The organism is Arenicella chitinivorans (assembly GCF_014651515.1).
Lineage (GTDB): Bacteria > Pseudomonadota > Gammaproteobacteria > Arenicellales > Arenicellaceae > Arenicella > Arenicella chitinivorans.
Genome location: NZ_BMXA01000002.1, coordinates 113351 through 135239, shown reverse-complemented (window position 1 = coordinate 135239; position 21889 = coordinate 113351). Strand labels below are relative to the sequence as shown.

25 protein-coding genes and 1 pseudogene are annotated in these 21889 nt (G+C 51.8%); 15 read left to right on the top strand and 11 right to left on the bottom strand.

Features of this window, described 5'->3' with window-relative positions; all coding sequences use genetic code 11:
• The first annotated feature begins 41 nt into the window (after positions 1-41).
• The 13 genes and pseudogenes from IE055_RS05755 (at position 42) to lepB (ending at position 11822) form a co-directional block, all read left to right on the top strand.
• Positions 42-842 (top strand): cobalamin-binding protein, encoded by an 801-nt coding sequence (locus IE055_RS05755; RefSeq protein WP_189399076.1) that lies wholly within the window; start codon positions 42-44, stop codon positions 840-842.
• A gap of 74 nt (positions 843-916) precedes the next feature.
• On the top strand, positions 917-1924 hold the full coding sequence (locus IE055_RS05750) for an AraC family transcriptional regulator (protein WP_189399075.1): 1008 nt from the start codon (positions 917-919) through the stop codon (positions 1922-1924).
• A 107-nt stretch (positions 1925-2031) separates the two neighbouring features.
• On the top strand, positions 2032-2877 hold the full coding sequence (locus tag IE055_RS05745; protein ID WP_189399074.1) for an NAD(P)H-binding protein: 846 nt from the start codon (positions 2032-2034) through the stop codon (positions 2875-2877).
• Positions 2874-3338: a DUF4345 domain-containing protein gene (locus tag IE055_RS05740; protein WP_189399073.1), complete on the top strand. Its 465-nt coding sequence runs from the start codon at positions 2874-2876 to the stop codon at positions 3336-3338. The genes IE055_RS05745 and IE055_RS05740 overlap by 4 nt, the downstream gene beginning before the upstream one ends.
• A gap of 70 nt (positions 3339-3408) precedes the next feature.
• Positions 3409-3912, top strand: coding sequence for an anthrone oxygenase family protein (locus IE055_RS05735; RefSeq protein ID WP_189399072.1), 504 nt, complete (start codon positions 3409-3411; stop codon positions 3910-3912).
• A gap of 584 nt (positions 3913-4496) precedes the next feature.
• Positions 4497-6755 carry a heavy metal translocating P-type ATPase gene (locus tag IE055_RS05730; RefSeq protein WP_189399071.1) on the top strand — a complete coding sequence of 753 codons (2259 nt, stop codon included), beginning with the start codon at positions 4497-4499 and terminating at the stop codon, positions 6753-6755.
• A 9-nt stretch (positions 6756-6764) separates the two neighbouring features.
• Positions 6765-7118, top strand: a pseudogene (locus IE055_RS05725) (cupredoxin domain-containing protein).
• A 13-nt stretch (positions 7119-7131) separates the two neighbouring features.
• Positions 7132-7563, top strand: coding sequence for a heavy metal-responsive transcriptional regulator (locus IE055_RS05720; protein ID WP_189399070.1), 432 nt, complete (start codon positions 7132-7134; stop codon positions 7561-7563).
• Positions 7544-8032: a DUF411 domain-containing protein gene (locus IE055_RS05715; RefSeq protein WP_229794159.1), complete on the top strand. Its 489-nt coding sequence runs from the start codon at positions 7544-7546 to the stop codon at positions 8030-8032. The genes IE055_RS05720 and IE055_RS05715 overlap by 20 nt, the downstream gene beginning before the upstream one ends.
• A 33-nt stretch (positions 8033-8065) precedes the next feature.
• Positions 8066-8434 (top strand): hypothetical protein, encoded by a 369-nt coding sequence (locus tag IE055_RS05710; RefSeq protein ID WP_189399069.1) that lies wholly within the window; start codon positions 8066-8068, stop codon positions 8432-8434.
• Positions 8435-8477: 43 nt separating this feature from the next.
• Positions 8478-10397: a copper resistance system multicopper oxidase gene (locus IE055_RS05705; protein ID WP_189399068.1), complete on the top strand. Its 1920-nt coding sequence runs from the start codon at positions 8478-8480 to the stop codon at positions 10395-10397.
• Between the two features lie 12 nt (positions 10398-10409).
• Positions 10410-11132, top strand: coding sequence for a copper resistance protein B (locus IE055_RS05700; protein WP_189399067.1), 723 nt, complete (start codon positions 10410-10412; stop codon positions 11130-11132).
• Between the two features lie 123 nt (positions 11133-11255).
• Entirely contained in the window at positions 11256-11822 is a 567-nt protein-coding gene (gene lepB, locus IE055_RS05695; RefSeq protein WP_189399066.1) for a signal peptidase I, read from the top strand.
• Positions 11823-11827: 5 nt separating this feature from the next.
• Here the strand turns inward: lepB and IE055_RS05690 are convergent, their stop codons facing one another.
• Genes IE055_RS05690 through IE055_RS05680 form a run of 3 tightly spaced genes read right to left on the bottom strand, consistent with a single transcriptional unit; the run spans position 11828 to position 14776 of the window.
• On the bottom strand, positions 11828-13276 hold the full coding sequence (locus IE055_RS05690) for a M48 family metalloprotease (protein WP_189399065.1): 1449 nt from the start codon (positions 13274-13276) through the stop codon (positions 11828-11830).
• Between the two features lie 58 nt (positions 13277-13334).
• Entirely contained in the window at positions 13335-14123 is a 789-nt protein-coding gene (locus IE055_RS05685; RefSeq protein WP_189399064.1) for a sterol desaturase family protein, read from the bottom strand.
• Positions 14124-14140: 17 nt separating this feature from the next.
• Positions 14141-14776, bottom strand: a complete 636-nt coding sequence (locus IE055_RS05680) for a nucleotide-binding protein (protein ID WP_189399063.1) — start codon at positions 14774-14776, stop codon at positions 14141-14143.
• A gap of 124 nt (positions 14777-14900) precedes the next feature.
• On the opposite strand from IE055_RS05680, the gene creB reads away from it, so the two are divergent.
• Positions 14901-15590: a two-component system response regulator CreB gene (gene creB, locus IE055_RS05675; RefSeq protein ID WP_189399062.1), complete on the top strand. Its 690-nt coding sequence runs from the start codon at positions 14901-14903 to the stop codon at positions 15588-15590.
• A gap of 28 nt (positions 15591-15618) precedes the next feature.
• The gene (creC, locus tag IE055_RS05670) at positions 15619-17100 is read left to right on the top strand and encodes a two-component system sensor histidine kinase CreC (RefSeq protein ID WP_189399061.1); all 1482 of its coding nucleotides are present in this window, start codon (positions 15619-15621) and stop codon (positions 17098-17100) included.
• 198 nt (positions 17101-17298) lie between these two features.
• Here the strand turns inward: creC and IE055_RS05665 are convergent, their stop codons facing one another.
• The 8 genes from IE055_RS05665 to IE055_RS05630 form a co-directional block, all read right to left on the bottom strand.
• Complete coding sequence (locus IE055_RS05665) at positions 17299-17598, bottom strand: hypothetical protein (protein WP_229794158.1); 300 nt, start codon at positions 17596-17598, stop codon at positions 17299-17301.
• A 114-nt stretch (positions 17599-17712) separates the two neighbouring features.
• Positions 17713-18087: a hypothetical protein gene (locus IE055_RS05660; RefSeq protein ID WP_189399059.1), complete on the bottom strand. Its 375-nt coding sequence runs from the start codon at positions 18085-18087 to the stop codon at positions 17713-17715.
• Positions 18088-18091: 4 nt separating this feature from the next.
• Positions 18092-18523: a hypothetical protein gene (locus tag IE055_RS05655; RefSeq protein ID WP_189399058.1), complete on the bottom strand. Its 432-nt coding sequence runs from the start codon at positions 18521-18523 to the stop codon at positions 18092-18094.
• 54 nt (positions 18524-18577) lie between these two features.
• On the bottom strand, positions 18578-19039 hold the full coding sequence (locus IE055_RS05650; RefSeq protein ID WP_189399057.1) for a GNAT family N-acetyltransferase: 462 nt from the start codon (positions 19037-19039) through the stop codon (positions 18578-18580).
• A 16-nt stretch (positions 19040-19055) separates the two neighbouring features.
• Complete coding sequence (locus tag IE055_RS05645) at positions 19056-19550, bottom strand: GNAT family N-acetyltransferase (protein ID WP_189399056.1); 495 nt, start codon at positions 19548-19550, stop codon at positions 19056-19058.
• A 331-nt stretch (positions 19551-19881) separates the two neighbouring features.
• Positions 19882-20481 (bottom strand): energy transducer TonB, encoded by a 600-nt coding sequence (locus IE055_RS05640; protein WP_189399055.1) that lies wholly within the window; start codon positions 20479-20481, stop codon positions 19882-19884.
• 82 nt (positions 20482-20563) lie between these two features.
• On the bottom strand, positions 20564-21214 hold the full coding sequence (locus tag IE055_RS05635) for a hypothetical protein (protein WP_189399054.1): 651 nt from the start codon (positions 21212-21214) through the stop codon (positions 20564-20566).
• Positions 21211-21774 carry a sigma-70 family RNA polymerase sigma factor gene (locus IE055_RS05630; RefSeq protein WP_189399053.1) on the bottom strand — a complete coding sequence of 188 codons (564 nt, stop codon included), beginning with the start codon at positions 21772-21774 and terminating at the stop codon, positions 21211-21213. The genes IE055_RS05635 and IE055_RS05630 overlap by 4 nt, the downstream gene beginning before the upstream one ends.
• Between the last annotated feature and the right edge of the window lie 115 nt (positions 21775-21889).

Sequence of the window (21889 nt, the reverse complement as noted above, 5' to 3'; positions counted from 1 at the left end):
ATTTGCCACCGCACCAACGACGCTGAGTCTGTGAGTTTAAAATGAACTGGCCACAACGCATCATCTGCATGACCGAGGAAACGGTCGAAACCCTCTACCTACTCGGTGAACAAGACCGGATTGTTGGAATATCTGGCTTCACGGTACGACCGCCTGAAGCACGCAAAGAAAAACCCAAAGTCTCGGCCTTCACCAGCGCCAAAATTCCCAAAATCCTCGACCTGAAGCCAGACCTAGTGCTCGGTTTTTCAGACCTGCAAGCCGATATTGCTGCGGAGCTGATAAAACACGGCGTGGAGGTATATATTTTCAATCATCGAACCGTAGGCGGCATCCTGCGCATGATTCGAACCCTTGGCCGGTTGGTGGATGCAGCGGATGCGGCGGACTCATTAGCAAGAAGCTATGAGAAAAAAATTGAGACCATCAAGCAAGAAACAACACAGTGGAAGAATCGGCCCAAAGTATTCTTCGAAGAATGGTACAACCCGACTATCAGTGGAATCGGTTGGGTTAGCGAGCTGATCGAGATTTGCGGTGGCATAGATTGCTATGCAGAAAACGCCAAACACCAAGGCGGCAAAGACAGGATCATCGCTGATCCGATGGACGTCGTGGCCAAGGCACCAGATATTATTATCGGCTCATGGTGTGGCAGGCGCTTTCACCCAGAAAAAGTTGGCGAACGAGAAGGCTGGTCGCACGTTCCTGCGGTACGCAATCAAGAAGTCTACGAGATTAAGTCCGCCGTCATCTTACAACCTGGACCGGCGGCGTTGACTGAGGGTATAGATCAACTATTCACAATCATAGAAAATTGGCACAAAGCCCATTCTGAATAAGTCACGGATCGTTTGTTCACCCTGCGAATGCGACTAAGGTGACACAAAGCTAGTTAATCAATTAACCTACAACCATGAGCCAAATAACCTCACTTTACGTCCATAAAGTCCTCAGCCATGCCAGTGAGGGCGTGGAAACAGAGGACTTATTATTGCACTTGGGCTTAGCGCCAGACGGCACTGTAAACCCTAAACTTATGGTCCCAGCCGACACGTTTTATGATTTCTTTGCGACACTGGCTGGGCGCGATCCAGATGGAGTAACGCTGCCGCTGCGAATTGGCGCAACGATGCGAAGTGATGACTACGGCGCATTTGGTCTGGCCTGGAAGTCGGCACCAACATTGCGGGGTTCTTTCCACAGATCGGAACGCTATGGTCATGTGCTCGGTAGCGCCGAAACATATAGCTTGCAGGAAAGTAAAGATGGTTGGTATTTCAATCTCGAGAAAGCCGGAGATGGACGGCTCGGCATGCTGTTGTCCAATGAAGCGAGCATGTCTGCGGTGGACGTGATTTGTAACGAAGTGAGCGTCGCCGATTTCAAACCGTTGGCGGTGTTGTTCAAGCACTCGCCACGAGGTGATGTCGCAGTTTTTGAAGCACACTTTGGCTGCCCCGTGCATTTTGAGTCGGGTCGAGATGCCTTGCTACTAAGTGCAGAGAGCATCGACGCGCCCAACAAACTTGGCGATGAAACAATTGCAAAATTCTTCGACACGCATTTAGAGAAAGAACTTGCCGCGATAAAAAATAATGATGGGCTGGAACAACACGTACGTCGTGCAGTCGCACAATGTCTCAGTGAAGGTGTCCCAACCTTGTCACTTATCGCGTCGCAATTGGGGATGGGTAGCCGCACCCTGCAACGACGTTTGTCGGATGGTGGACATTCATTTCAGAGCGTGGTGGACATGGCTCGCAGAGACCTCGCAAAACGCTTATTGCGTGAAACAGGATACAGCCTTGCTGAAGTGGCTTTTTTGACCGGTTTCTCTGAGCAAAGTGCATTTACCAGAGCATTTAAACGTTGGGCGGGGCAGACCCCAAGGTCCTACAAATTAGGTGCGAGTCAGCGTTAAGACGTTAAATTGTCGTGATCTGTCAAAACTCTGGCATACCTGAGCAAGAACCATAAACGGTTTTTGCCTAAATTATGACTTGCAAAATCTAACCAGGGAGCAAGTCAATGACACCAACACCTCAACCACATAACCTGACGTTAGTGTTAGGCGGCACCGGTAAAACCGGGCGCCGTATAGTTGAACGCCTTAGAGACAAAGGTCTTCCCGTCCGTATCGGATCACGATCAACCGTACCAGCATTCGATTGGGACAAAGAAAAAAGCTGGGATGCCGCGCTTGATGGCGTGACAGCGGCGTATATCACGTACGCGCCGGATCTGGCCATGCCTGGCGCAGCTGACGCAATTCAGGCGTTTGTCGATCTCGCTAAACGGCGCGGTGTAAAACGACTCGTCCTATTGTCTGGTCGCGGTGAGGACGAGGCTCAGGCTTGCGAACGTATCGTGCGGAATGCCGGGCTCGATTGGACCATCGTGCGTGCCAGCTGGTTCAACCAAAACTTCTCTGAAGGCGCTTTCATCGACATGGTTCTCAACGGCACAATCACGCTGCCAGCGGGAAATCAGGTCGAGCCCTTCGTTGACGTAGACGACATCGCCGATGTGGCGGTTGCCGCGTTGAGCGAGGATCACCACAACCAACAGATTTACGAAGTCACCGGCCCGCGATTGATGACAATGGCCGATGTCGCAGCGGACTTGTCTCGAGCCACGGGCCTTGAAATTACCTACGTTGACGTGCCACATGAGACGTTTGTGGCTGAAGTCGCTGACTCTGGCGCGCCCAAAGATGTGGTATGGATGCTGGACTACCTTTTTTCCACCGTACTTGATGGTCGCAACGCACAATTGACCCATGGTGTGCAGTCGGCACTCGGGCGTCCACCGAAGGACTTTGCCGACTACGCACGCGACGTGGCGGCTACCGGAGTTTGGGGGGCCGTTGCATGACTCGGTTATTAACCAAATCACTCCTAGCAATATCGGGTGCATTACTTGGTGGCATTGGCGGATCATTGCTAATCGCACCACGCGCGTTTTTAGAGATGAGCCACATACACCTGGCGCCGGACCCCAGCCTGTTATCTGAAGTGAGCGCACCCGGCGGAATTCTAATTGTCACGGCAGTCCTGATGATTCTGGGGTCAATCAAAGCGCGGTTTACTAACCTAGCACTCGTTGCCGGGGCATTAGTGTACGGAAGCTACGGCATCAGTCGCTTGGTGAGCATGACGATAAACGGTTTGCCCACAGATTCTCTGATTGTCGCCACTGTCATCGAATTGAGCGTCGCTGTCATATTGGTTGCGCTCAAATTGAGGTCACCTCTGCGTCACAACGAAACAAAACCGGCCCGTGTCTCGTTGAATTACATGGAACGGTCAACATTCACACCAAGTGGTAGAGGTTAATCATGGCCCATTGCAATCGACTAATTCTCTCCCACTTTGCGATGCCTCACACCGAAACAGGTGACAAACTATGACTTACCAGTGGCCACTCTATTTTTGCCTTTTTCTTGCGCTTTGGAGCGCCGTTATTGGTGGCGTGTTCTCCGCGTTCTCCGAATTTATCATGTCCGCTTTAGCCCAGACCAAACCGATGGGCGCAATCGAAGCAATGCAACACATTAATGTGACTGTGATCAAAACGCAGTTCGTTGCGGGTATTTTATCGATCGCCGTATTTTCAGTTCTATTTGCAGCCTACAGTATGATCGTTTTTGAAGGCGCGGCGCTTGTCACTATCTTATTGGCCACACTTGTCTACCTACCATCGGTCTTCTTTATGACCATGCTCGGTAATGTGCCGATGAATAAAAAGCTCGAACAACTGGACCACACAACTGCCGAGGCAGAAACCTACTGGGCTGTCTATACCCGAACGTGGACGCGCCTGAACCATGCGCGTTCAATAGGCAGTATTTTAACGGCTGGTCTTTATATCATCGCCACAATCACACTCATTACCAGTGGCCAGGTGTGACCCTTTGGTTATCAAGAATGGTAAAAAGAACTCCCAATGATTAGCATGCTCGTCATGTCCGCTGTTGCATTCATCGCTATGCTAGCGTGGATTAGTACGGTGTTTCTGATAACAAGAGTTCGACCCGGCGACTGGCGACGGTATTGTAATCTTATTCACAGGAAGCAGATTACTCGCCACGGAACTAGCCGGAGAATGGGTGTTTTGGAAGACTCTAAAAATCGATAACCTTATGTTCCTCTTGTCGTTTGAGAGCATGGCATTCTGGATGGGCATTGGGCCACTCGTCATTATTGTGCTCACGATCACCTATGTGTGGCAAAGGAGAAAGTTGAAGACGGCTTAGTCAGGAAAACGTCAGACGATTCACAGCAAGCGCGCATCCACTTACTTGATGACCAACAAACTGTACCGTCAACATCGAGCCGAGGGCCACGGCTGCAAGGTATCCCGGTTGTGAGTTCAACTGGCGCAGCACGCAAGTACCGTGACCGTTTCAACGATAACTCAATAAAACCTTGACTTAGAGCTGGCTCTAAGTACTAAGCTTGGTTTACGCTGTTGTTCTAGAGGCTAAGCCAGCAATGAAATCACACAAGCAGAATACCAACTCCAGTCAAACCCAGCTGCGGATCGACGGGGCCAGTTGCGCCAGCTGCGTGGCCAAGATTGAGAACGCACTCTCCGCCGTGGCCGGTGTTGATGGGGCGCAGATGAACCTCGCCGATCGGGTAGCGACAGTTAACGGTTCGTCCGAGACTGAGCAGTTAATCAGTGCCGTGGAAGCGCTTGGCTACACCGCACACAGTCTTGAGAACACGTCAACACAACAGCTGATGGCCGACAATGAGGCTGCGGATAGCGCGCACTATCGTCAATTAGTGATCAATACTATCGTGGCGCTTGGTTTGGGGATACCGCTCATGATCTACGGTATGTTCATTGGCGAAATGACGGTCACCACCACCGGGGAACGCATCGGCTGGGGCCTGGTTGGACTGGCTACGCTAATCGTTATGGCCAGCGCTGGTCGGCACTTTTACATTGGTGGCTGGAAATCCATTTGGACACACGCAGCCAATATGGACACCCTGATCGCATTGGGGACCGGCGCAGCATGGCTCTATTCAATGCTCGTCGTGTTTGCGCCACATTGGCTACCCGAACTCGCTCGACACGTTTATTTTGAAGCAACGACCATGATCATCGGCCTGATTAATCTTGGACTCGCGCTGGAGATTAAAGCACGTGGCCGCACGTCTGAATCTATCAAACGTCTGATCGGGCTACAGTCGCGTTCGGCGCGCGTGATACGCAATGGGCAGGAGATCGACTTACCGATTGAGCACATCGTTACCGACGACTTGATTCGGGTTTTACCGGGCGACAAAATTCCGGTCGACGGTGAGGTGATTGAGGGCCAGACCAATATCGATGAGTCCATGCTCACAGGTGAACCAATGCCAGTGAGTAAACAAGCACAAGACACAGTCAGCGCGGGCACACTGAATACCACCGGCAGTATTGTGTTTCGCGCCACGCGTGTCGGGCATGAGACCAAATTGGCGCACATCATCGAGATGGTGAAGCACGCCCAGAATGCGAAACCTCCGATCGGTCGCTTGGCAGACAAAATTGCCGCTTACTTTGTACCAACAATCATGATCATCGCCGTGTTCACCGCACTGGTGTGGCTCAACGTGGGTCCCAGCCCTCGGATTGCCTTTGCCATGGTCTGTGCCATGACGGTGTTGATCATTGCCTGCCCTTGCGCATTAGGGTTAGCAACACCAATGTCGGTGATGGTCGGTGTCGGCAAAGCAGCCGAAGCTGGCGTGCTGATTCGTAATGGCGAAGCCTTACAGTCCGCATCACGGATCACAACCATGGTACTGGATAAAACCGGCACCATCACGGAAGGCAAACCGGCAGTGTCCGACATCGTACCAACCCCAGATACAGATCAAGACACACTCCTAATGCTGGCTGCCAGCCTGGAAGCAGGTTCAGAACACCCGTTAGCCTCAGCGCTTATGTCAGCGGCCCACGAGGCACGACTTGAATTAAAACCAGTCACTGAGTTTGCCGCCGTAGTCGGGCATGGTATTACCGGCAAGGTGGCCGATCACCAAGTTGTATTTGGTAACCAAAAGCTGATGCAGAAGCACCAGGTCGTGGTCGACAGTCTATTGCCAGATGCCCAGGCTTTGGCGGAAGCTGGGAAAACCCCCATGTTTCTCGCCGCTGACGGTACCCTTAAAGGCATTATTGCCGTCGCCGACCCAGTTAAGGCGGACTCTGTGGCCGCCATAAATCGTCTTAAACACCAGGGCATTCGTGTCATCATGCTTACCGGAGATAATCGCGCCACAGCCGCCGCGGTAGCGTTACAGGTTGGCGTGGATGAGTTTATGGCAGAAGTACTGCCCGAAGATAAGCTTGCTAAAATTCGTGCTTTGCAAGCAGAAGCCAACATCGTGGGCATGACCGGCGATGGCATCAACGATGCACCAGCATTGGCTCAGGCCAATGTGGGGTTTGCCATTGGCACCGGCACCGACGTAGCCATCGAAAGCGCCGACATCACGCTCATGCGGGGGTCATTACACGGCCTGGCTGACGCCATCGACGTCAGTAAAGCGACCCTGCGCAATATCAAACAAAACTTGCTTGGGGCATTTATCTATAACACCGCTGGTGTACCGGTGGCGGCCGGCATTCTGTATCCATTTACTGGCGTATTACTGAACCCGATTATTGCCGGTGGCGCGATGGCCTTGTCCTCGGTCACGGTGGTACTCAATGCAAACCGGTTACGCTGGTTTCGCGCTCAGGCGCAATAGGAGCGTGTGATGTTATATATCAATTTGATGGGTGCCGGTTTAATAGTATTGATCGCTTGGTGGTTCTGGTGGCGAACGCCGACAGTGCATCCGAGTCAGGAGGGCAAGATCGAAATTCGCGTCGCCAATGGCAGCTACACACCTGCGCATATTCAGGTTCCCGCGCACCAGTCTGTTACACTGACATTTATTCGCGACGATGCATCCCCCTGAGCCGAAATGGTTATGTTCCCCGAGCTGGACCTGCAAACCGAACTCGCAGTCCACCAGGCAACGATGATAACGATTCCGCCACAGGTACCCGGAGATTACGCGTTTCATTGTCAAATGCAGATGTATCGTGGCATCTTAAGCGTTGCATAATTGAGGAGCACACATGACAACGATCAGTGATGCAGCGAGCCAATTGGGGGTCAGTCCCCACACGCTGCGCTATTATGAAAAAATCAAACTTATTCCGCCAGTGGCAAAATCGGCGGCTGGACGTCGTAACTACAGCAACAATGATATAGTTCACATCCAGTTTATTAAGCGTGCGCAGCGTATGCAGTTCACGCTGGATGAGATCAAGCTGCTCCTTGATCTGGATCGCAGTAACGCAGCACCCAAACCCCCAGCGCGGGCATTGGTCGCTGAGAAGTTAACGGCCATTGAAGAAAACCTGCAGGAGTTAAAGCAACTCAAACGGGACCTGACCCAGATGCTCGATGCCTGTGTTCAGAGCAGCGAGTCTGAGGTCTGTCCTATCATTGAAGGCTTAAAACACGCTCCGAGTAAGGAGAAATCGAATGATCAAACACATAACTAACAAACCACTTATTTGCCTGGCACTCCTGTGTTGGGCCGTGAGCGCGCGACCCGTCCAGGCTGAACCCGATAAAATGACGGTGTATAAAACGCCGAGTTGCCAGTGTTGCAGCAAATGGGTTGACCACTTAACTGAGAACGAGTTAGCCAGCGATGTCATCGAACTTAACGATTTGTCGCCCATCAAATCGCAATATCAGATCGCGGGGCGCTATCGTTCGTGTCATACCGGTGTGGTGGTGGTTGAAGAGCAGAGCTATGTGTTCGAGGGTCATGTCCCAGCAGACTATGTAAAGCAATTTTTGGCGAGTCCACCGGCAGGTGCAATCGGCTTGTCGGTACCAGGCATGCCGATCGGCAGTCCCGGCATGGAAGTCGGTGATCGGCGTGACTATTATCAGGTCTTACAACTCAATGCAGATGGCAGTAGTGTAGTGTACGCACACGTCAACCAGCCTGAAACCAACTAATTCCACGTAACTCAACACGCACCTAACAACGGCATGCCGATTCGCACCAACTACCGCTTTCAGACCAGCATCGCACTGTTCGTGATGCTGTGTTATTTGGTGGCGACCAGCGTATCCACTGCGCATGCTTTCCCCATGCTCGCTAACGTCTCGAGTACGTTCACTGAGCCTGCTCACCTTGATACAACGCCATCAATGGCAGAGATGGACTGTCACCAAGCTGGACCAACGACATCCGCGTTAAGTAGTTGCGATGTTTTCTGTTCAGTGATGACCCAGGCCATTACCGGATCCGTGTTTGCGCTGGCACCAGACACTCAGCCAACGCAGACACGCGCCGAGGTCCATTCACAATTACGCTCTTTTTTAACCGTTCTGGAGCCGCATCCACCGAAGTGGTAATCCCTAAACCGAAATCCGTTAAACCGATTTATTAGGAGATACCATGAGTAACCCATTTTCATTATCCCGACGCCGATTCGTTACCGGAATCGCGTCGACCACCGCGTTAAGTATGTTGGGCAGTGGCCGCATTAGTTCGGCCGCCAGTCCAGCCGCACGATTTTACCAACCGGCGCCCGAACTGAACGGCTCACAATTCCAGTTGAACATCGGCTACCACCATGTCAACTTTACTGGCACCAACAAACAAGCAGTTGCGATAAACGACAGTATTCCGTCACCAATTCTACGCTGGAAGGAAGGCGACCGGGTAACGCTGGATGTGCGCAACAACTTGGCGGTCGACAGCTCAATCCATTGGCACGGAATCATCCTGCCGACCAATATGGATGGCGTGCCTGGACTCAGCTTCGGTGGTATTAAACCCGGCACCACGTTTCGCTACCAGTTCGACGTCAACCAAAGCGGTACCTACTGGTACCACAGCCATTCCGGATTTCAGGAACAACAAGGCATGTACGGGGCGATTATCATCGAACCACGCGAACCGGCACCGTACAGTTATGACCGCGAGCATGTGGTCGTGTTGTCTGATTGGAGTGATGCGGACCCAATGGACATCTACGCCAATCTTAAAAAAATGCCGCATATCTACAACATTGATGAGCGGACCTTATCGGACTTGGCTCAGGATGCACGCACCAAAGGACTGGCGGATGCGCTTCGCCAACGCGCTATGTGGAATGCAATGCGTATGTCCGATTCCGATCTATCGGATGTCACCGGCCGCACTTACACCTTCTTAATGAATGGTCAAACCCCGGCGTCCGGTTGGGTAGGCCAGTTCAAACCGGGTGAAAAAATTTTGCTGCGGGTTATTAATGCCGCCGCCATGACCTTTTTCGATGTGCGGATTCCAGGACTCAAAATGACCGTGGTTGCCTCTGATGGTCAATACGTTCAGCCAGTCAGCGTGGATGAATTTCGCATCGGTGTGGCTGAAACCTATGATGTGATTGTCGAGCCAGAGTCAGATCAGGCCTACACGCTGTTCTGCCAAGCCATCGACCGCTCGGGATACGCACGTGGCACACTGACGCCCAACCCCAACCTCATTCCTGAGGTGCCCGAGATGGATGACTCGCCACTATTGAGCCATGTAGACATGGGCATGACACACGGCAGCGGCCATCCCATGTCGGCCTCTGATTGCTCACCGGAACACGCTGCCATGGGCCATTGTGAGCTACCTGACACCAGCGGCATGCATACGATGCGTTGCACCGAGGAACACGCCGCGATGGGTCATTGTGAGATGCCGAAACCCGCATCCGCGTGCACGCCCGAGCACGCGGAAATGGGGCATTGCGAATTACTAGACACCAGTGGTCAACCACGCATCATTCAGGATTTTGCCACCGGTAAAGCAGGCTATGGCACCGCCAAGGCACCTAATTTCAAGCAGGTTAGATTGGGACCACACATCGACATGCTGGCCGAAGGCGCACAATATCGGCTGGATGATCCCGGCGTTGGATTACGTAACAATGGCCGCCGTGTTTTGACTTACGCCGACCTGGTGAACCTGAATCGAACCCCTGACCCGCGCGAACCAGCGCGCGAGATAGAGCTGCATCTAACTGGCAATATGAGCCGCTATATGTGGTCGATCAACGGCGTCAAATTTGCCGATGCAGAACCACTGCACCTCAAATACGGTGAGCGCGTACGCATCACGCTGATCAATAACACCATGATGAATCACCCGATGCATTTGCACGGCGTGTGGAGTGATTTGGAAACCGGCGATGCGCAATACATTCCGCGCAAGCACACCGTGATCGTGCAGCCGGGATCAAAAATCAGCTATCTGGTCACCGCCGACGCCATTGGCAAGTGGGCTTACCACTGCCACCTTCTTTACCATATGCCGAGCATGTTTCGTGCGGTACATATTAGTTAAGAGGGAATGAAAATGACACGTAAAATAAAAATCGGCCTCGCCCTATTGCTGTGTGTGGCGATGCCCAACGCTTCGCAGGCAATGTTTAACGATGATCCCTGGCTCACCAAGGTCATGTCCGAGTTTGAATACCTGAGCGAACACGGCAAAGGCGTGCTCGAGTGGGATATCGATGCCTGGCATGGCCGCGACCTGAGTAAGTTCTGGCTGAAAACCTCTGGTGAACTGGTCGACTCCGACGTTGAATCTGCGAACATCGAATTGGTCTACAGTCATGCTGTCAGTGCCTACTGGGACCAACAATTCGGAATTCGTCACGATCTCAAGCCTGACCCACTGGGCCGCGCTCGCAACTGGCTTTCGTATGGATTTATTGGCACCGCCCCTTACTTTATCGAGGTGGATGCGCGTGTGTTTGTCGGCGAAGAATCGAGCTCACAACTGCTCATCGAACTCGAACGCGAACTGATGCTCACCCAGGAATGGGTCTTAACGCCTGAACTGGATATCGTCGCCAATGGGCGCAGCAATGAAGTATACGGAGAGGGTTCCGGGTTAGCCGAAATCGAATTTGGCCTACGGCTAGGGTACGAACACAATGGCAATCGCAAGTTCCAACCCTTTGTTGGCATCACCGCCAAACAAAGCTTCGGCACGACCCGACAATACAAAAAATCCGAAGGCGAAGCGTCCAGCGATGTGTCGCTGATGCTGGGAATCCATTCCTGGTTTTAATTTACTTGAACGTATCGACAATGTCACAATATCGTCGGTACGCTTGAGTAACACACCCTGGTTTGACCGGTGGCTCAGTACTGCACCACAATACATCGCACAAATAACAGTTCATCACGCAGCATGTTACGGAAAATCGGCATTAGCTTAGCACTCGTCACCGCCGCAACAGCGATCGGTCTTTACATCATCAACCCCAGTAACACCGCCAGCAACGACCCTCGAGCTCGCATACTCGGGTTCGCGACCTACCGAATTCCAGCCCAAAGTATGGTACCAACCTTGCGTCCCGGTGACTATATCGTGGCAGGCACGTATGCCTATTGGAAGTCCGATCCCGCGGTTGGCGATGTCATTACATTTCGATACCCGCGTAAACCGGATCAAAACTACGTTAAGCGCGTGGTTGGCTTACCAGGCGATACGATTAGAATGGCGGGCACACAAGTTTGGCGGAATGGCGACTTGATCAATGAGCCTTACGTCCAATACCTGTCCGCAAATCGAGCTCGACGTGGTGGTCAATGGGTAGTGCCCGATGGCCATTATTTTGTACTTGGCGACAACCGGGACACGAGCGCGGATAGCCGGTACTGGGGTTTCCTGCCGCGCGGCCATATTATCGCGAAAGTGAATTACGTGTGGCTGTCAGACCAAGACAACACCGGCCCCGTGAAGCACGGCGAGTGACTTCCCTATTTGATGATTTTAATCGCCTGACCCGCCTGCGGCTCACCATTCGGGTAGAGGTTATTAATCAAGCGAATTTGCTCTACTGCATACTCATCCAGATTCGACTTGGCCGCTAACGATGCAATTGTATCGCCGCGTTTCGCCGTGATCAATTTGATCTCTCGACCTCTCGCCAATGGCTGTTCGGCCTTAGTTAAGCGTCGAATACTCTTGGTGACACTGAGAAACTCCTGATCCGGCAAATAAGTTTTGCCAGCTGCCGAGACCACGAACGCCTGTCCGCCACGCGTCACCAGCCCGACCAGCTGACTGCGTTGCTGACCGGTATTCGGGTCGGTCTGCGTGGCCACAGCGGCCACAGCCTGATCTTCGGATGTCGGCACGCTCTGGCTGTTACTCACGCTGCCGAACTTGCTTTGCAGATAACCACCCGCATTGACCGGCGGCGCAACACTGTCCATCTGCATTTGCACTACTTTAGTTCGGTCTGGCGAGACCGCACCCAACACTGCTTGCTGGTTTATGACTTGCCACCCAATTGGGAACTCCACATACAGATCGAGGTCTTTATGGTAGAACTTGTTACCTCGCACAATGCCCTGACTCTCACTCTGTCCATACGCCATGCCATTGGTCAAACGAAGGAACTCACCATCATCCGGCTCAGGGTTTGCGGTGTCCCGGTACTTGGCTGCTTCTCGAATCACCTGCTGTAAGCGCTGATCATTGCGCGGATGAGTCGAGAACAATCCATGATAACCCTGATACGCGATACCTTGCTCCTCGGCTTTTTGCCGCGCAAACAACTCCTGGTTCTTGAGAATACCAATCACATCGATCATGTCATCTGGGTTGTAGTTGGTTTTGGCGATGTACTCCGCCCCTAGGGCGTCAGATTCGAGTTCTTGATTACGTCCGTAGCCACTCATCAACGCACCGCCAAGCATCTGAGAAGCTTGCATTAAGTCACCACTTCCGGTCGCCACACCAACCACCAACGTCGCGCCGGCCACGATCGGCTGCTGCGCCGCACGTTCGGCCCCATGCAAACCCGAGACATGGCCAATCTCATGACCGATCACACCAGCCAGGTGCGATTCTTTGGTCATGTAGGCCATGATGCCACGTGTCACGTAGACATACCCGCCCGGCAAGGCGAAGGCATTTACTTCGGGGCTGTCCAGTAGTGTGAAAGTAAAATTCAGGTGTGAACGATGGCTCTGCTTAGCCAGTTTTTGGCCAATGCGATCCACATACGCTTGCAATTCCGGGTCTTCATAAACCTGGTACTGTTTGAGGATTTCCTGATGATAGCGCGCGCCTTGATCGATCTCCCAACTTTCAGAGCGCGCCAAGGTCGGCCGCCCGGTCACTGGGTCCGTTGCGCACCCGATCAGCAGTACACATGCGGTCAGTAACGATAAACCTCGGCAAGCATTACGTATAGTCATAAAAATCCTCTGCAATAATTAGATTGGTGAGTCACCAAGCGGGGTAGTTTAACGCGCACTAGCGGAACGGTGCCAATAACATTTGGTCCACGCGATCGCATTGGTCTTGGGGCGCGATTAAGCCAATAGGCATTTTCTCATGCCCTTCTTGCGGCGTCTGTGTGTAGGTGTTGAAAAGCTTATCCCACCAAATCAGGAAAAAGCCGTAGTTAGTATTTTGCTCTGCCACACTCGTAGAGTGATGTGCGCGATGTGTGTCTGGCGTTACAATCACCCAGCGCAGCATTCGATCGAGTAAGACGGGTAGACGCAAATTACTGTGGTTAAACGCGGGGCCAATGAACAGCAACAACTCAAACACCACGACGGCCAAAATAGGTGCGCCGAGCAGGACGATACCAACAGCCTTATACAACAACGACAAAACCAGCTCGAAGGGATGAAATCGAACTGCGGTTGTGACATCCATGTTGCGGTCCGCATGATGTACTTTATGCATGCGCCACAACAGCGTCCACCGGTGCGTCGCCACATGTTGCCAATAAATCATAAAATCCAGCACCACGACGCAAACCAGCACCACCATCCAACCTGGGGCTACTGCTCGATTGAACACTCCGATACTCTGCTCACTAGCCCAAATCGACACACCAATAAGCGTCAATGGAACCAGCACGCGGAGCACCACCAGATTGACAGCAAATAGCAGTATGTTTTGCACTAACCGACCCCAGCCGGTCTCAGCCAGCTCGCGACGAGGGAACAGTGATTGCATCACGAGCAGCACCAGAAAGGCCGCCAAAGGCAGCAGACTAACGAGCGATAAATTGGAGATAAATTCGTACACGGCCCCACCGTGAGGGTTTATTTCAAAACCCGCTTGCCTTCGACCCAGTTGATAATTGGTTCCCACTCCTTCATATCTGGCTTGACCTCGGCAATCGGCATCTCGAATATACCAACCCCAGTGTCAGCCGCTTTCACATAATTTTGTGAATTGCGAATAGTGCCCACAAACGGCACCTCCAGCGCTTTAAGAAAATCCAACAAGGCAGCATAGCTGTGGTAATTTTTTTGCGCACGATTAGCCACCACACCCAGAATGGCGTGCGAGTTATTGGCACGTACTTTTCCGACGATGTCGGCAATAAACTTGGCGGCCACGCGCATATCAATGGCACTTGGCATTACCGGAATAATCACTACGTCCACCAGCTTAATCAACCGTGCAACTTTGGCACTGTCAGTCCGCGCTGGACAATCATAGATCACACGCTCAGTGCCTTCTTCTGGGTAAATCTTGCCAGTTAGCCCGTTAAAACCCTGAATTGGGTTTTCCGAATCCGGCCGCGCTTTCACCCAATCCATGCTGGATTGCTGGGGATCCAAATCAACCAATGCGGTCGACATACCCCACACGGAGTAGTATGTTGCCAGATTGGTTGCGATGGTGGTTTTACCGCACCCGCCTTTCGGGTTTACGACTAAGATGGAACGCATAGTTCATCCTCTCAGGGAAGCTTTGCTAATTATTCGTGTCAGCATACTATTTTTTGAATTTCTTGCCAAACAGGGTCAAACCGAATAGCGTGTGGGCTGAGATCAAGAGAACGAGGATTCACGCTTGAATCAGACCATATTACTCGTGGAAGACGAGAAAGAAATTGCCGACACCCTGACCTACGCCTTGGCCTCGGAACAGTTCAATCCACTCTGGGTCGCCAACGGCCATGACGCCATGCAGGCATTGAGTGCACAAGCGATTGCGTTGTGTGTGTTGGATGTTGGTTTGCCCGACGCAAACGGTTTTGAGCTGCTCAAATCTATCCGACAATCGGATACCCAAAATCGCCAGGTACCGGTTATATTTCTCACTGCCCGCAGTGAAGAAATTGATCGCATCGTGGGCCTGGAAATTGGTGCCGACGATTACGTCTGCAAACCGTTCAGTCCACGCGAAGTGGTGGCACGGGTCAAGGTTGTCCTGAAACGGCTCGAACGTCAGCCCAGTGAGGTCGAACCGGCCCACCCGGAATTTGAACACAAAGAAACACAGCGCTCGATTTTGCACGCGGGCGTGGCATTGGATTTGACCCGAGCAGAATACGCGCTGATGGCAACCTTTCTGGCGCAACCCGGTCGCGTGTTCTCACGTCGTCAATTGATCGAACGGATCTGGTCCAGCAACCACCCGTCCGATGATCGTGCCATCGACACCCATATCAAAACGCTGCGCGCCAAACTCAAATCACTTAATCCTCACAAGGAGTTCATCGTGACGCACCGCGGGTTTGGCTACAGTTTAGAGGCTTAGCAACGTATTTAATCCAGCTATAGACTCTGTGAAATCACCTCTAAAAATAAGTTACGGACTGCGCGCATTTGGCATTTATTTTGTCATTCTTGGTAGCCTGATTTGGTTTACCCTGGATAACGCCATTGAACGTTTGAATGATGGTATGCGCCAGTCGGCAGAGAGCGTGCTGGTCGATCTGGCGCACGTTATCGCCAGCTTTGTTGAAGATCAAATTATCGAAACCCAAGCTGGCGAGGCCGACGCCAATCATCTAACCGCCGCAACCAAACAACTAGAACGCGTAAACAACCTATTAAAAAGCCGCGAGTTTGCCGCGCAGATTTATCGTGTCACCAAAACCACCGTGGATTCGCAGGTGTATATCACCGACGCCAAGGGCATCATCGTCTACGATTCGACCGGGCAAAATTTGGGGCAAGATTTTTCGCGCTGGCGAGATGTCCGTCTAACGCTGGAAGGTAAATACGGCGCACGCACGTCGTTTATGGACCGCCAATTCACCGAGCCAGACGATCCCAAAATCATGATTGTGGCGGCCCCCATTCAGTTGCACGATAAGACCCTCGGCGTGGTCAGCGTGGTTAAACCAATTGCGAGCCTGGAAGGACATCTGCTTACTGAGTCCAAACAGTTGCAACGTTATGCCTTTCTGTTACTCGGCCTGGCATTGGTGCTCGGCTACTTGCTGTCGCTGTGGTTCACGCGTTCCTTAAACAAGATTGCCGCCTATGCCAACAACATGGCCGATGGCAAACAAGTACAGCAGCCAGTATTGCGTGATGCGCGACTAACAGAACTGGCTAAAGCAATCTCTCACCTACGCAGTCAGTTAGATGGCAAGGAGTATGTTGAAAACTACATCCACAGCCTGACGCACGAATTAAAAACCCCCATCACCAGCATTCGTGGCGCCACCGAACTGTTACGTGAAGACATGCCGGAAGCCGACCGCGCCAACTTTTTACGGAACATCCAAAACTCCAACCAACGTATGTCGCGATTGGTGGATCGCATGTTGTCACTGGCAAAACTGGAGGGCCTAACAGAACTGGTTTCCACCGAAGAGTTTGATGCCATCCCCACCATTCAGCGCTTGCTACGCGAACGTGAAACCTTACTCGCCGAGAAAGACGTACGCATCCAGCTGGACACCTCCGCGCCGTTTCTTTGCACCGGCGACCGGGTGCTCATCGGGCAGGCAATCGCCAATTTACTCGACAACGCAATTGCCTTTAGCCATCCGTCCACGGCACTGACGATCACCTTAAGCCATTACAACGACCAGTACCGAATCGAAATACGCAATCAAGGCGACCCCATCCCTGACTTCGCCCTACCGAAGCTCTACGACCGCTTTTTCTCACTACCCCGCCCAAACCCCGAAAGCAGCGCCAGCAAAAGCACCGGCCTCGGTTTGAGCTTCGTCAAAGAAATTATGAAGCTGCACCACGGCGAGGTACAGGTGTTCAATGTGACTGGTGGTGTGACCGCAGTGTTGAGTTGGTAGAGATGAGATGAGGTTGTCAACACGGGCACCTCTGTACCCAAACCCCAGATTAAAAGTACGCACCTAACCATCGGTCATTCTGAGCACAGCGAAGAATCTCGAAGGCTCAAATTGGATTACCTGGCATGCAGCGTCTGTACGTGCAGCCAAAAGATAAAACCAATCTAGGTAAGCAAAAAGGTCGCCAGCGGTGTTGCACTAATCAATAAGGATCGTATAAAACCACCGCTTCTGATCCAAGGCCAGCACTCCGGTTTGGATCAACACGCTCTGCCTGTAGACCTCAAAATCCACCGAACTCAATTTGAAACTACATTGATCGTGGCCAGAGAAAGAACGTCCGGAATAAGTGCTGTAACTAATCGAGGTAGTGAACTGGCCTGATTCCTCCGACTTGCTGGCTGCTGTCTGTGTAATTTTTAACCCATCCACCCATGAGAAGACCAAATCGAACTCGCGCTCTGAGTTCGAATTTGTTTCGATCTTTCCAGCTAACATCACGTCCACAGAGGTGCACTTAGCAACCACGGAAGATGGTAACAATAGAAACAACCAGCCAAAGGATGTGACTAAGATATAAACTCGTCGTTGCCAGCCTCTGAAGTACATGAGCTATTGGTGACAATGCTCAGGCAATACGTTGCTTTCAACCACACCGAACCACTCGGTGATCTCAAAATAGACTACGATCTTGGTGCGGCCCTTCTCCAGGTAAATCTTGTCGTAGACGTTACCGTCTTGGTTAACCAAGGCTTGCCCGGCTTTACGGAACCCAGGGTAATTTCTTACCACCCAATCTTGTTCTCGAGTAATGCCTTCATACATATCGGCTACACAGTCAAACTTAACCGCATCAGCGATAGTCTGGCCAGGACCACCGGCATACTCGCTCGACGCCGTGGTTGCGCAGGCTGAGATATTCACAACAAAGAAAAGTGCAAGTAAGTAACGCGGTCCTGAGAATAAAATTCTCTTGAGTACCAACATACAGTTACACATTACCAGTCAATAATGTAATTACAAATACGGCGACAATGAAAACGGCTATGTAAGAAACCATCGCAATCGCCAGCGGTTTTAACCACCCATTTTTGTTATAGGTTCCCAGGTTTTGTTTTAGGTAGCTTGTTTGTTTTCGCTGGTAAGCGTAGTACCAGGTAATCAAGTAGACCAAACCAAGCAGGGGGATCACCGCTGACAAAAAGAACATCAGTACACTGACCCAAATCCAAATCGTACCAGTGCGTGCTTTATCCTCATCGCCTAGTTCACGCCAGTTACTGCGTACCAGAATTGAACCGAATATCGGCGAAAATAAGATACTCCAGGCCCCGGCCGCGTCTGGATTCCACAGACTGACATCCTGGTGTCTTGATTCGAGCTGAAGATCGGCTTCGGGTGGATTGTAGACAGTGCTTTCCATATTGATTTCTCCGTTTTTTGACTTTTAAATTGTAATTGCTTAAGCCCTGACAGGTTAACTCAAATCAAACCGAATAGTCGGTAAGAAGCGGCCAGGGATACTGCCCGACTCAGCCCGGCCAACGACGTTCGCGCCCATAGCGCGATAAAACCCTTCAGCATACGGGTCGCTTTGCGCTTCAACGTAGCGGGCACCAAATTGTTTAGCGGTATCAAGGGCATGCGTTAGTAAGGCCCGACCTACACCAGCACCAATGACGTTTGGATCCACGAACAGAGCGTCGAGCACAATCACATCTTTATTTAAGTCTTCCAACTTGTAGAAGCCGGTAACAACGCCATTGGCCTCTGCCAGTCGGTACACCACGGCGGCATCGTCAATCTGTATTGGCGTATGCGACAGCTCGTTGGCACAACTTGCCATAAACTGCTCGTCGTAACCCCAGTGCGCCTTGGAGCGAATAGCCAGCGCCGAAATGTGCGGGGCTTCGGATGGATCGACTTTTCGAATATTCATACGCTGATTGACGAAACTACGCTTCCTGTTCCAACTCCTTAAACATAACCAGGGCGTCTACGTAACCCAATTCTGGATGATTAAATGCGTTTGGTAATGTTCCGACTACATCAAAACCCAACTTCTGCCACAATCTGACCGCGACCTCATTGCTAGACACCACAAAGTTGAACTGCATCGCAAGGTAGCCGAGTTGTTTGGCGATGTGTTGGGAGTGCGCACAGAGTTTGCTTGCGATACCTTTACCCCGCACGGCCGGTGAAACCATGTACCCGCAATTACAAACATGGGCGCCACCGCCAGCATGATTAGTTTTCAGGTAATACGTACCCAATGCCTGATCGCCCTCTACGCAAACAAAAGTACGCCGAGGCAACGCTAGCCAAAGGTGCTTAGCGTCTTGCTCGGACATCGTTCGGTCATACGCGTAAGTCTTTCCTTCACGAACGATGGGTCGAATGACTGACCACAATTGTGACCAGTCCGAGTCTAAAGCTGGGCGTATTTGCATGGGTAAATTCTACAGGCAAACACAAGGTTAGTCAGTAAGGTAAAAAAGAGTGTGGTGAGAGTGTGGCGAGTCGGTTATTTCTCAAACGCAGGTACACCATAGAACAACTTAGTAGGGTTTTGGAGTTTGCAGGAAAGGTGTATTGAAGCTCTGAACTATACCCACGACAAGTGCCCAGATACAGACTAAGTTTTCGACTCTGCGCTTTGTTGCGCGCCACGCCAGTTTGACAATTTTGGGCACCGCTCCGTCATACCAAGACAAAACCTAGTGCGTCTCGCTTTCCTCACCGTTAATCAAACGGCGATGAGGAAAACAAGACGTATTTAAGTCATCGCTCCAATTCAAAGCGAAACATATATTGCTGTCCGGCTGTCGCCACCGGTTTGCCGTTCACGGTGCGTGCACGATAACGAAACTTTTTGATCGCGTTTAACGCGGCGCGGTCGAATACGGTGCCGGGCTCGGACTCAATCACATAGGCGTCAAACACTTCACCTGCAGGACTCACGCTAAAACCAACCACCGCATACCCTTCGGTGCCGCTTGTAATCGCTCGAGCTGGATACACGGGTGGAAAACCCATCGCCATGGTCAGCTGGTTAGACGCAGGAACATCGAGCGTACCTTTTGGTGGCGGCGGCACGTCAATCCAGGTTGGCGTAATATCATCAATATCCGCGTCTATCGGCCAATCTTTTTTTACCATCGGCGGAATGTCATCAATGAGCTCAGGCACCTTCGGTTTAACATGACGGAGATTGACCTCTGAGTCCTCGGGGATCGGCGTAAAGCGCAGTACTGGTGGCGTCTTAACAGGTAACAAAGTTGGACCATCAATGTGTACCAGTGAATACATGGCTGCTAACAAGCCCAGCGTAATGAACGTGGCATTTATAAAAGGCAAAGCAATCCTATGAAGTACCTGCATGGAAACCTCCGTGGTGCCGATTCGATCGGCCAAGTTAATGGGAATTAGAGAAGTGGCGTGACTAAGCCGTGAGTAGGCGGCGTCAGCCAGTGTCGGCAGAACGTCGCTGGTCGAGTGGTTCGCGTGAGGCTAATAGCAACAATTCAAGCGTACTTGGCAACTCGCAAGACAAACAAGTTTCACGCAGCCGCTGGTAGCGCTGCCGCGCGTCGTGCAATGCACCGCGTTGAATAAATTGACTCATATCATGCAACGCCAGCTGTACTTGTTCGGACGCTGCCTCGCGCTGTGATTGCAGATCAAATTGCATGGCAGCCAAGACCGTTTCGGTATCTGGTAATGGGTAGCTGGTCAGCACATCATCAGACTGCGCGCTGTGGTTAAGTAGAGGCGGCTCTGACAGAGTCGCTACTGTGCGATCCACGTCGTCAGATGACTGCGTCTGCGTTGGTGTGCTTACGTTGATCGGCAAGGTTTGACCCGTCAGAGGCGCCTCGGGCGCAGTTGGGGCGACCCAGGCACTCATGCCAACCAATAAGCCCACGGTCATTACCAATGCCAGACTCATTGCGGGCACCCAGGCATTACGACTCAAGAATGAGCGTTTGATCTGCTGTTTATGTGTGTATTGTTCTGCGGCAGCAAGAATCGTGCGATCTAACTCAGGGCTCGCATTGGGATGCGTGTCCTGATTCAGTAATCGGGTAATTTCGTTTAATTCACGTTCGGTCATGATGTCACTCCTGCGGTCACACGCATGCGCTGAGTTGCGTAGCGCAATCGGCTTTTAACCGTCTCTTGCTTGCTGTCCGTGATGGTGGCGATTTCGGCGTAGCTGAATCCGGCAGCACGCAAAAGCAAGGTTTCTGTTTGTTCCTCGGGCAGCTCGCTCAGCTTGGTTAATAACTGCGTTAATACCAAAGGCGAACTCACGTCACCCGGCGTTGAGCCTGTCTGCGCTGAATGGACTGTTTCATCTAACTCGATCATCAGCTGCCGCTTGCTGTAGCCATGACTGCGCCAATAATCGACCAATCGATTATGCGCGATACGAAACAGCCAAGTCCGAAACTTGGCAGACACTTGATAGGTCGACGCGGTTCGCACCACCGCCAGCCAGGTATCCTGCACCACCTCCTCACATTCAGCATCAATATCACATTGACGACGCACAAACTGATACAAAGCGTGCTTATGGCGGGCATACAGCGCCTCGAATGCGCGCATGTCACCATCCGCAAAGCGTCGCATCAGCGCCTCGTCTCGCATCAGTTTGGTGGTCCATCGCAGCATAAGTGGTCACGTTTTAGTTGGTGGTTATTACGTTAATCGTACGCAGCACAAAAAAGGGGTTAATTGATTGGGATTTTTTATCCATCTTCATCAATACCTCACAGCAGTCTTACGC

Coding starts and splice junctions, on each gene's coding strand:
- IE055_RS05730 (WP_189399071.1), top strand. CDS start 4,497: ATGAAATCACACAAGCAGAATACCAACTCCAGTCAAACCCAGCTGCGG.
- IE055_RS05690 (WP_189399065.1), bottom strand. CDS start 13,276: ATGACTATACGTAATGCTTGCCGAGGTTTATCGTTACTGACCGCATGT.
- IE055_RS05715 (WP_229794159.1), top strand. CDS start 7,544: ATGATCAAACACATAACTAACAAACCACTTATTTGCCTGGCACTCCTG.
- IE055_RS05740 (WP_189399073.1), top strand. CDS start 2,874: ATGACTCGGTTATTAACCAAATCACTCCTAGCAATATCGGGTGCATTA.
- IE055_RS05750 (WP_189399075.1), top strand. CDS start 917: ATGAGCCAAATAACCTCACTTTACGTCCATAAAGTCCTCAGCCATGCC.
- IE055_RS05720 (WP_189399070.1), top strand. CDS start 7,132: ATGACAACGATCAGTGATGCAGCGAGCCAATTGGGGGTCAGTCCCCAC.
- IE055_RS05745 (WP_189399074.1), top strand. CDS start 2,032: ATGACACCAACACCTCAACCACATAACCTGACGTTAGTGTTAGGCGGC.
- IE055_RS05645 (WP_189399056.1), bottom strand. CDS start 19,550: ATGCAAATACGCCCAGCTTTAGACTCGGACTGGTCACAATTGTGGTCA.
- IE055_RS05705 (WP_189399068.1), top strand. CDS start 8,478: ATGAGTAACCCATTTTCATTATCCCGACGCCGATTCGTTACCGGAATC.
- IE055_RS05630 (WP_189399053.1), bottom strand. CDS start 21,774: ATGCTGCGATGGACCACCAAACTGATGCGAGACGAGGCGCTGATGCGA.
- IE055_RS05640 (WP_189399055.1), bottom strand. CDS start 20,481: ATGCAGGTACTTCATAGGATTGCTTTGCCTTTTATAAATGCCACGTTC.
- IE055_RS05655 (WP_189399058.1), bottom strand. CDS start 18,523: ATGGAAAGCACTGTCTACAATCCACCCGAAGCCGATCTTCAGCTCGAA.
- IE055_RS05735 (WP_189399072.1), top strand. CDS start 3,409: ATGACTTACCAGTGGCCACTCTATTTTTGCCTTTTTCTTGCGCTTTGG.
- IE055_RS05660 (WP_189399059.1), bottom strand. CDS start 18,087: ATGTTGGTACTCAAGAGAATTTTATTCTCAGGACCGCGTTACTTACTT.
- IE055_RS05700 (WP_189399067.1), top strand. CDS start 10,410: ATGACACGTAAAATAAAAATCGGCCTCGCCCTATTGCTGTGTGTGGCG.
- IE055_RS05635 (WP_189399054.1), bottom strand. CDS start 21,214: ATGACCGAACGTGAATTAAACGAAATTACCCGATTACTGAATCAGGAC.
- IE055_RS05665 (WP_229794158.1), bottom strand. CDS start 17,598: ATGTTAGCTGGAAAGATCGAAACAAATTCGAACTCAGAGCGCGAGTTC.
- IE055_RS05710 (WP_189399069.1), top strand. CDS start 8,066: ATGCCGATTCGCACCAACTACCGCTTTCAGACCAGCATCGCACTGTTC.
- lepB (WP_189399066.1), top strand. CDS start 11,256: ATGTTACGGAAAATCGGCATTAGCTTAGCACTCGTCACCGCCGCAACA.
- IE055_RS05755 (WP_189399076.1), top strand. CDS start 42: ATGAACTGGCCACAACGCATCATCTGCATGACCGAGGAAACGGTCGAA.
- IE055_RS05680 (WP_189399063.1), bottom strand. CDS start 14,776: ATGCGTTCCATCTTAGTCGTAAACCCGAAAGGCGGGTGCGGTAAAACC.
- IE055_RS05650 (WP_189399057.1), bottom strand. CDS start 19,039: ATGAATATTCGAAAAGTCGATCCATCCGAAGCCCCGCACATTTCGGCG.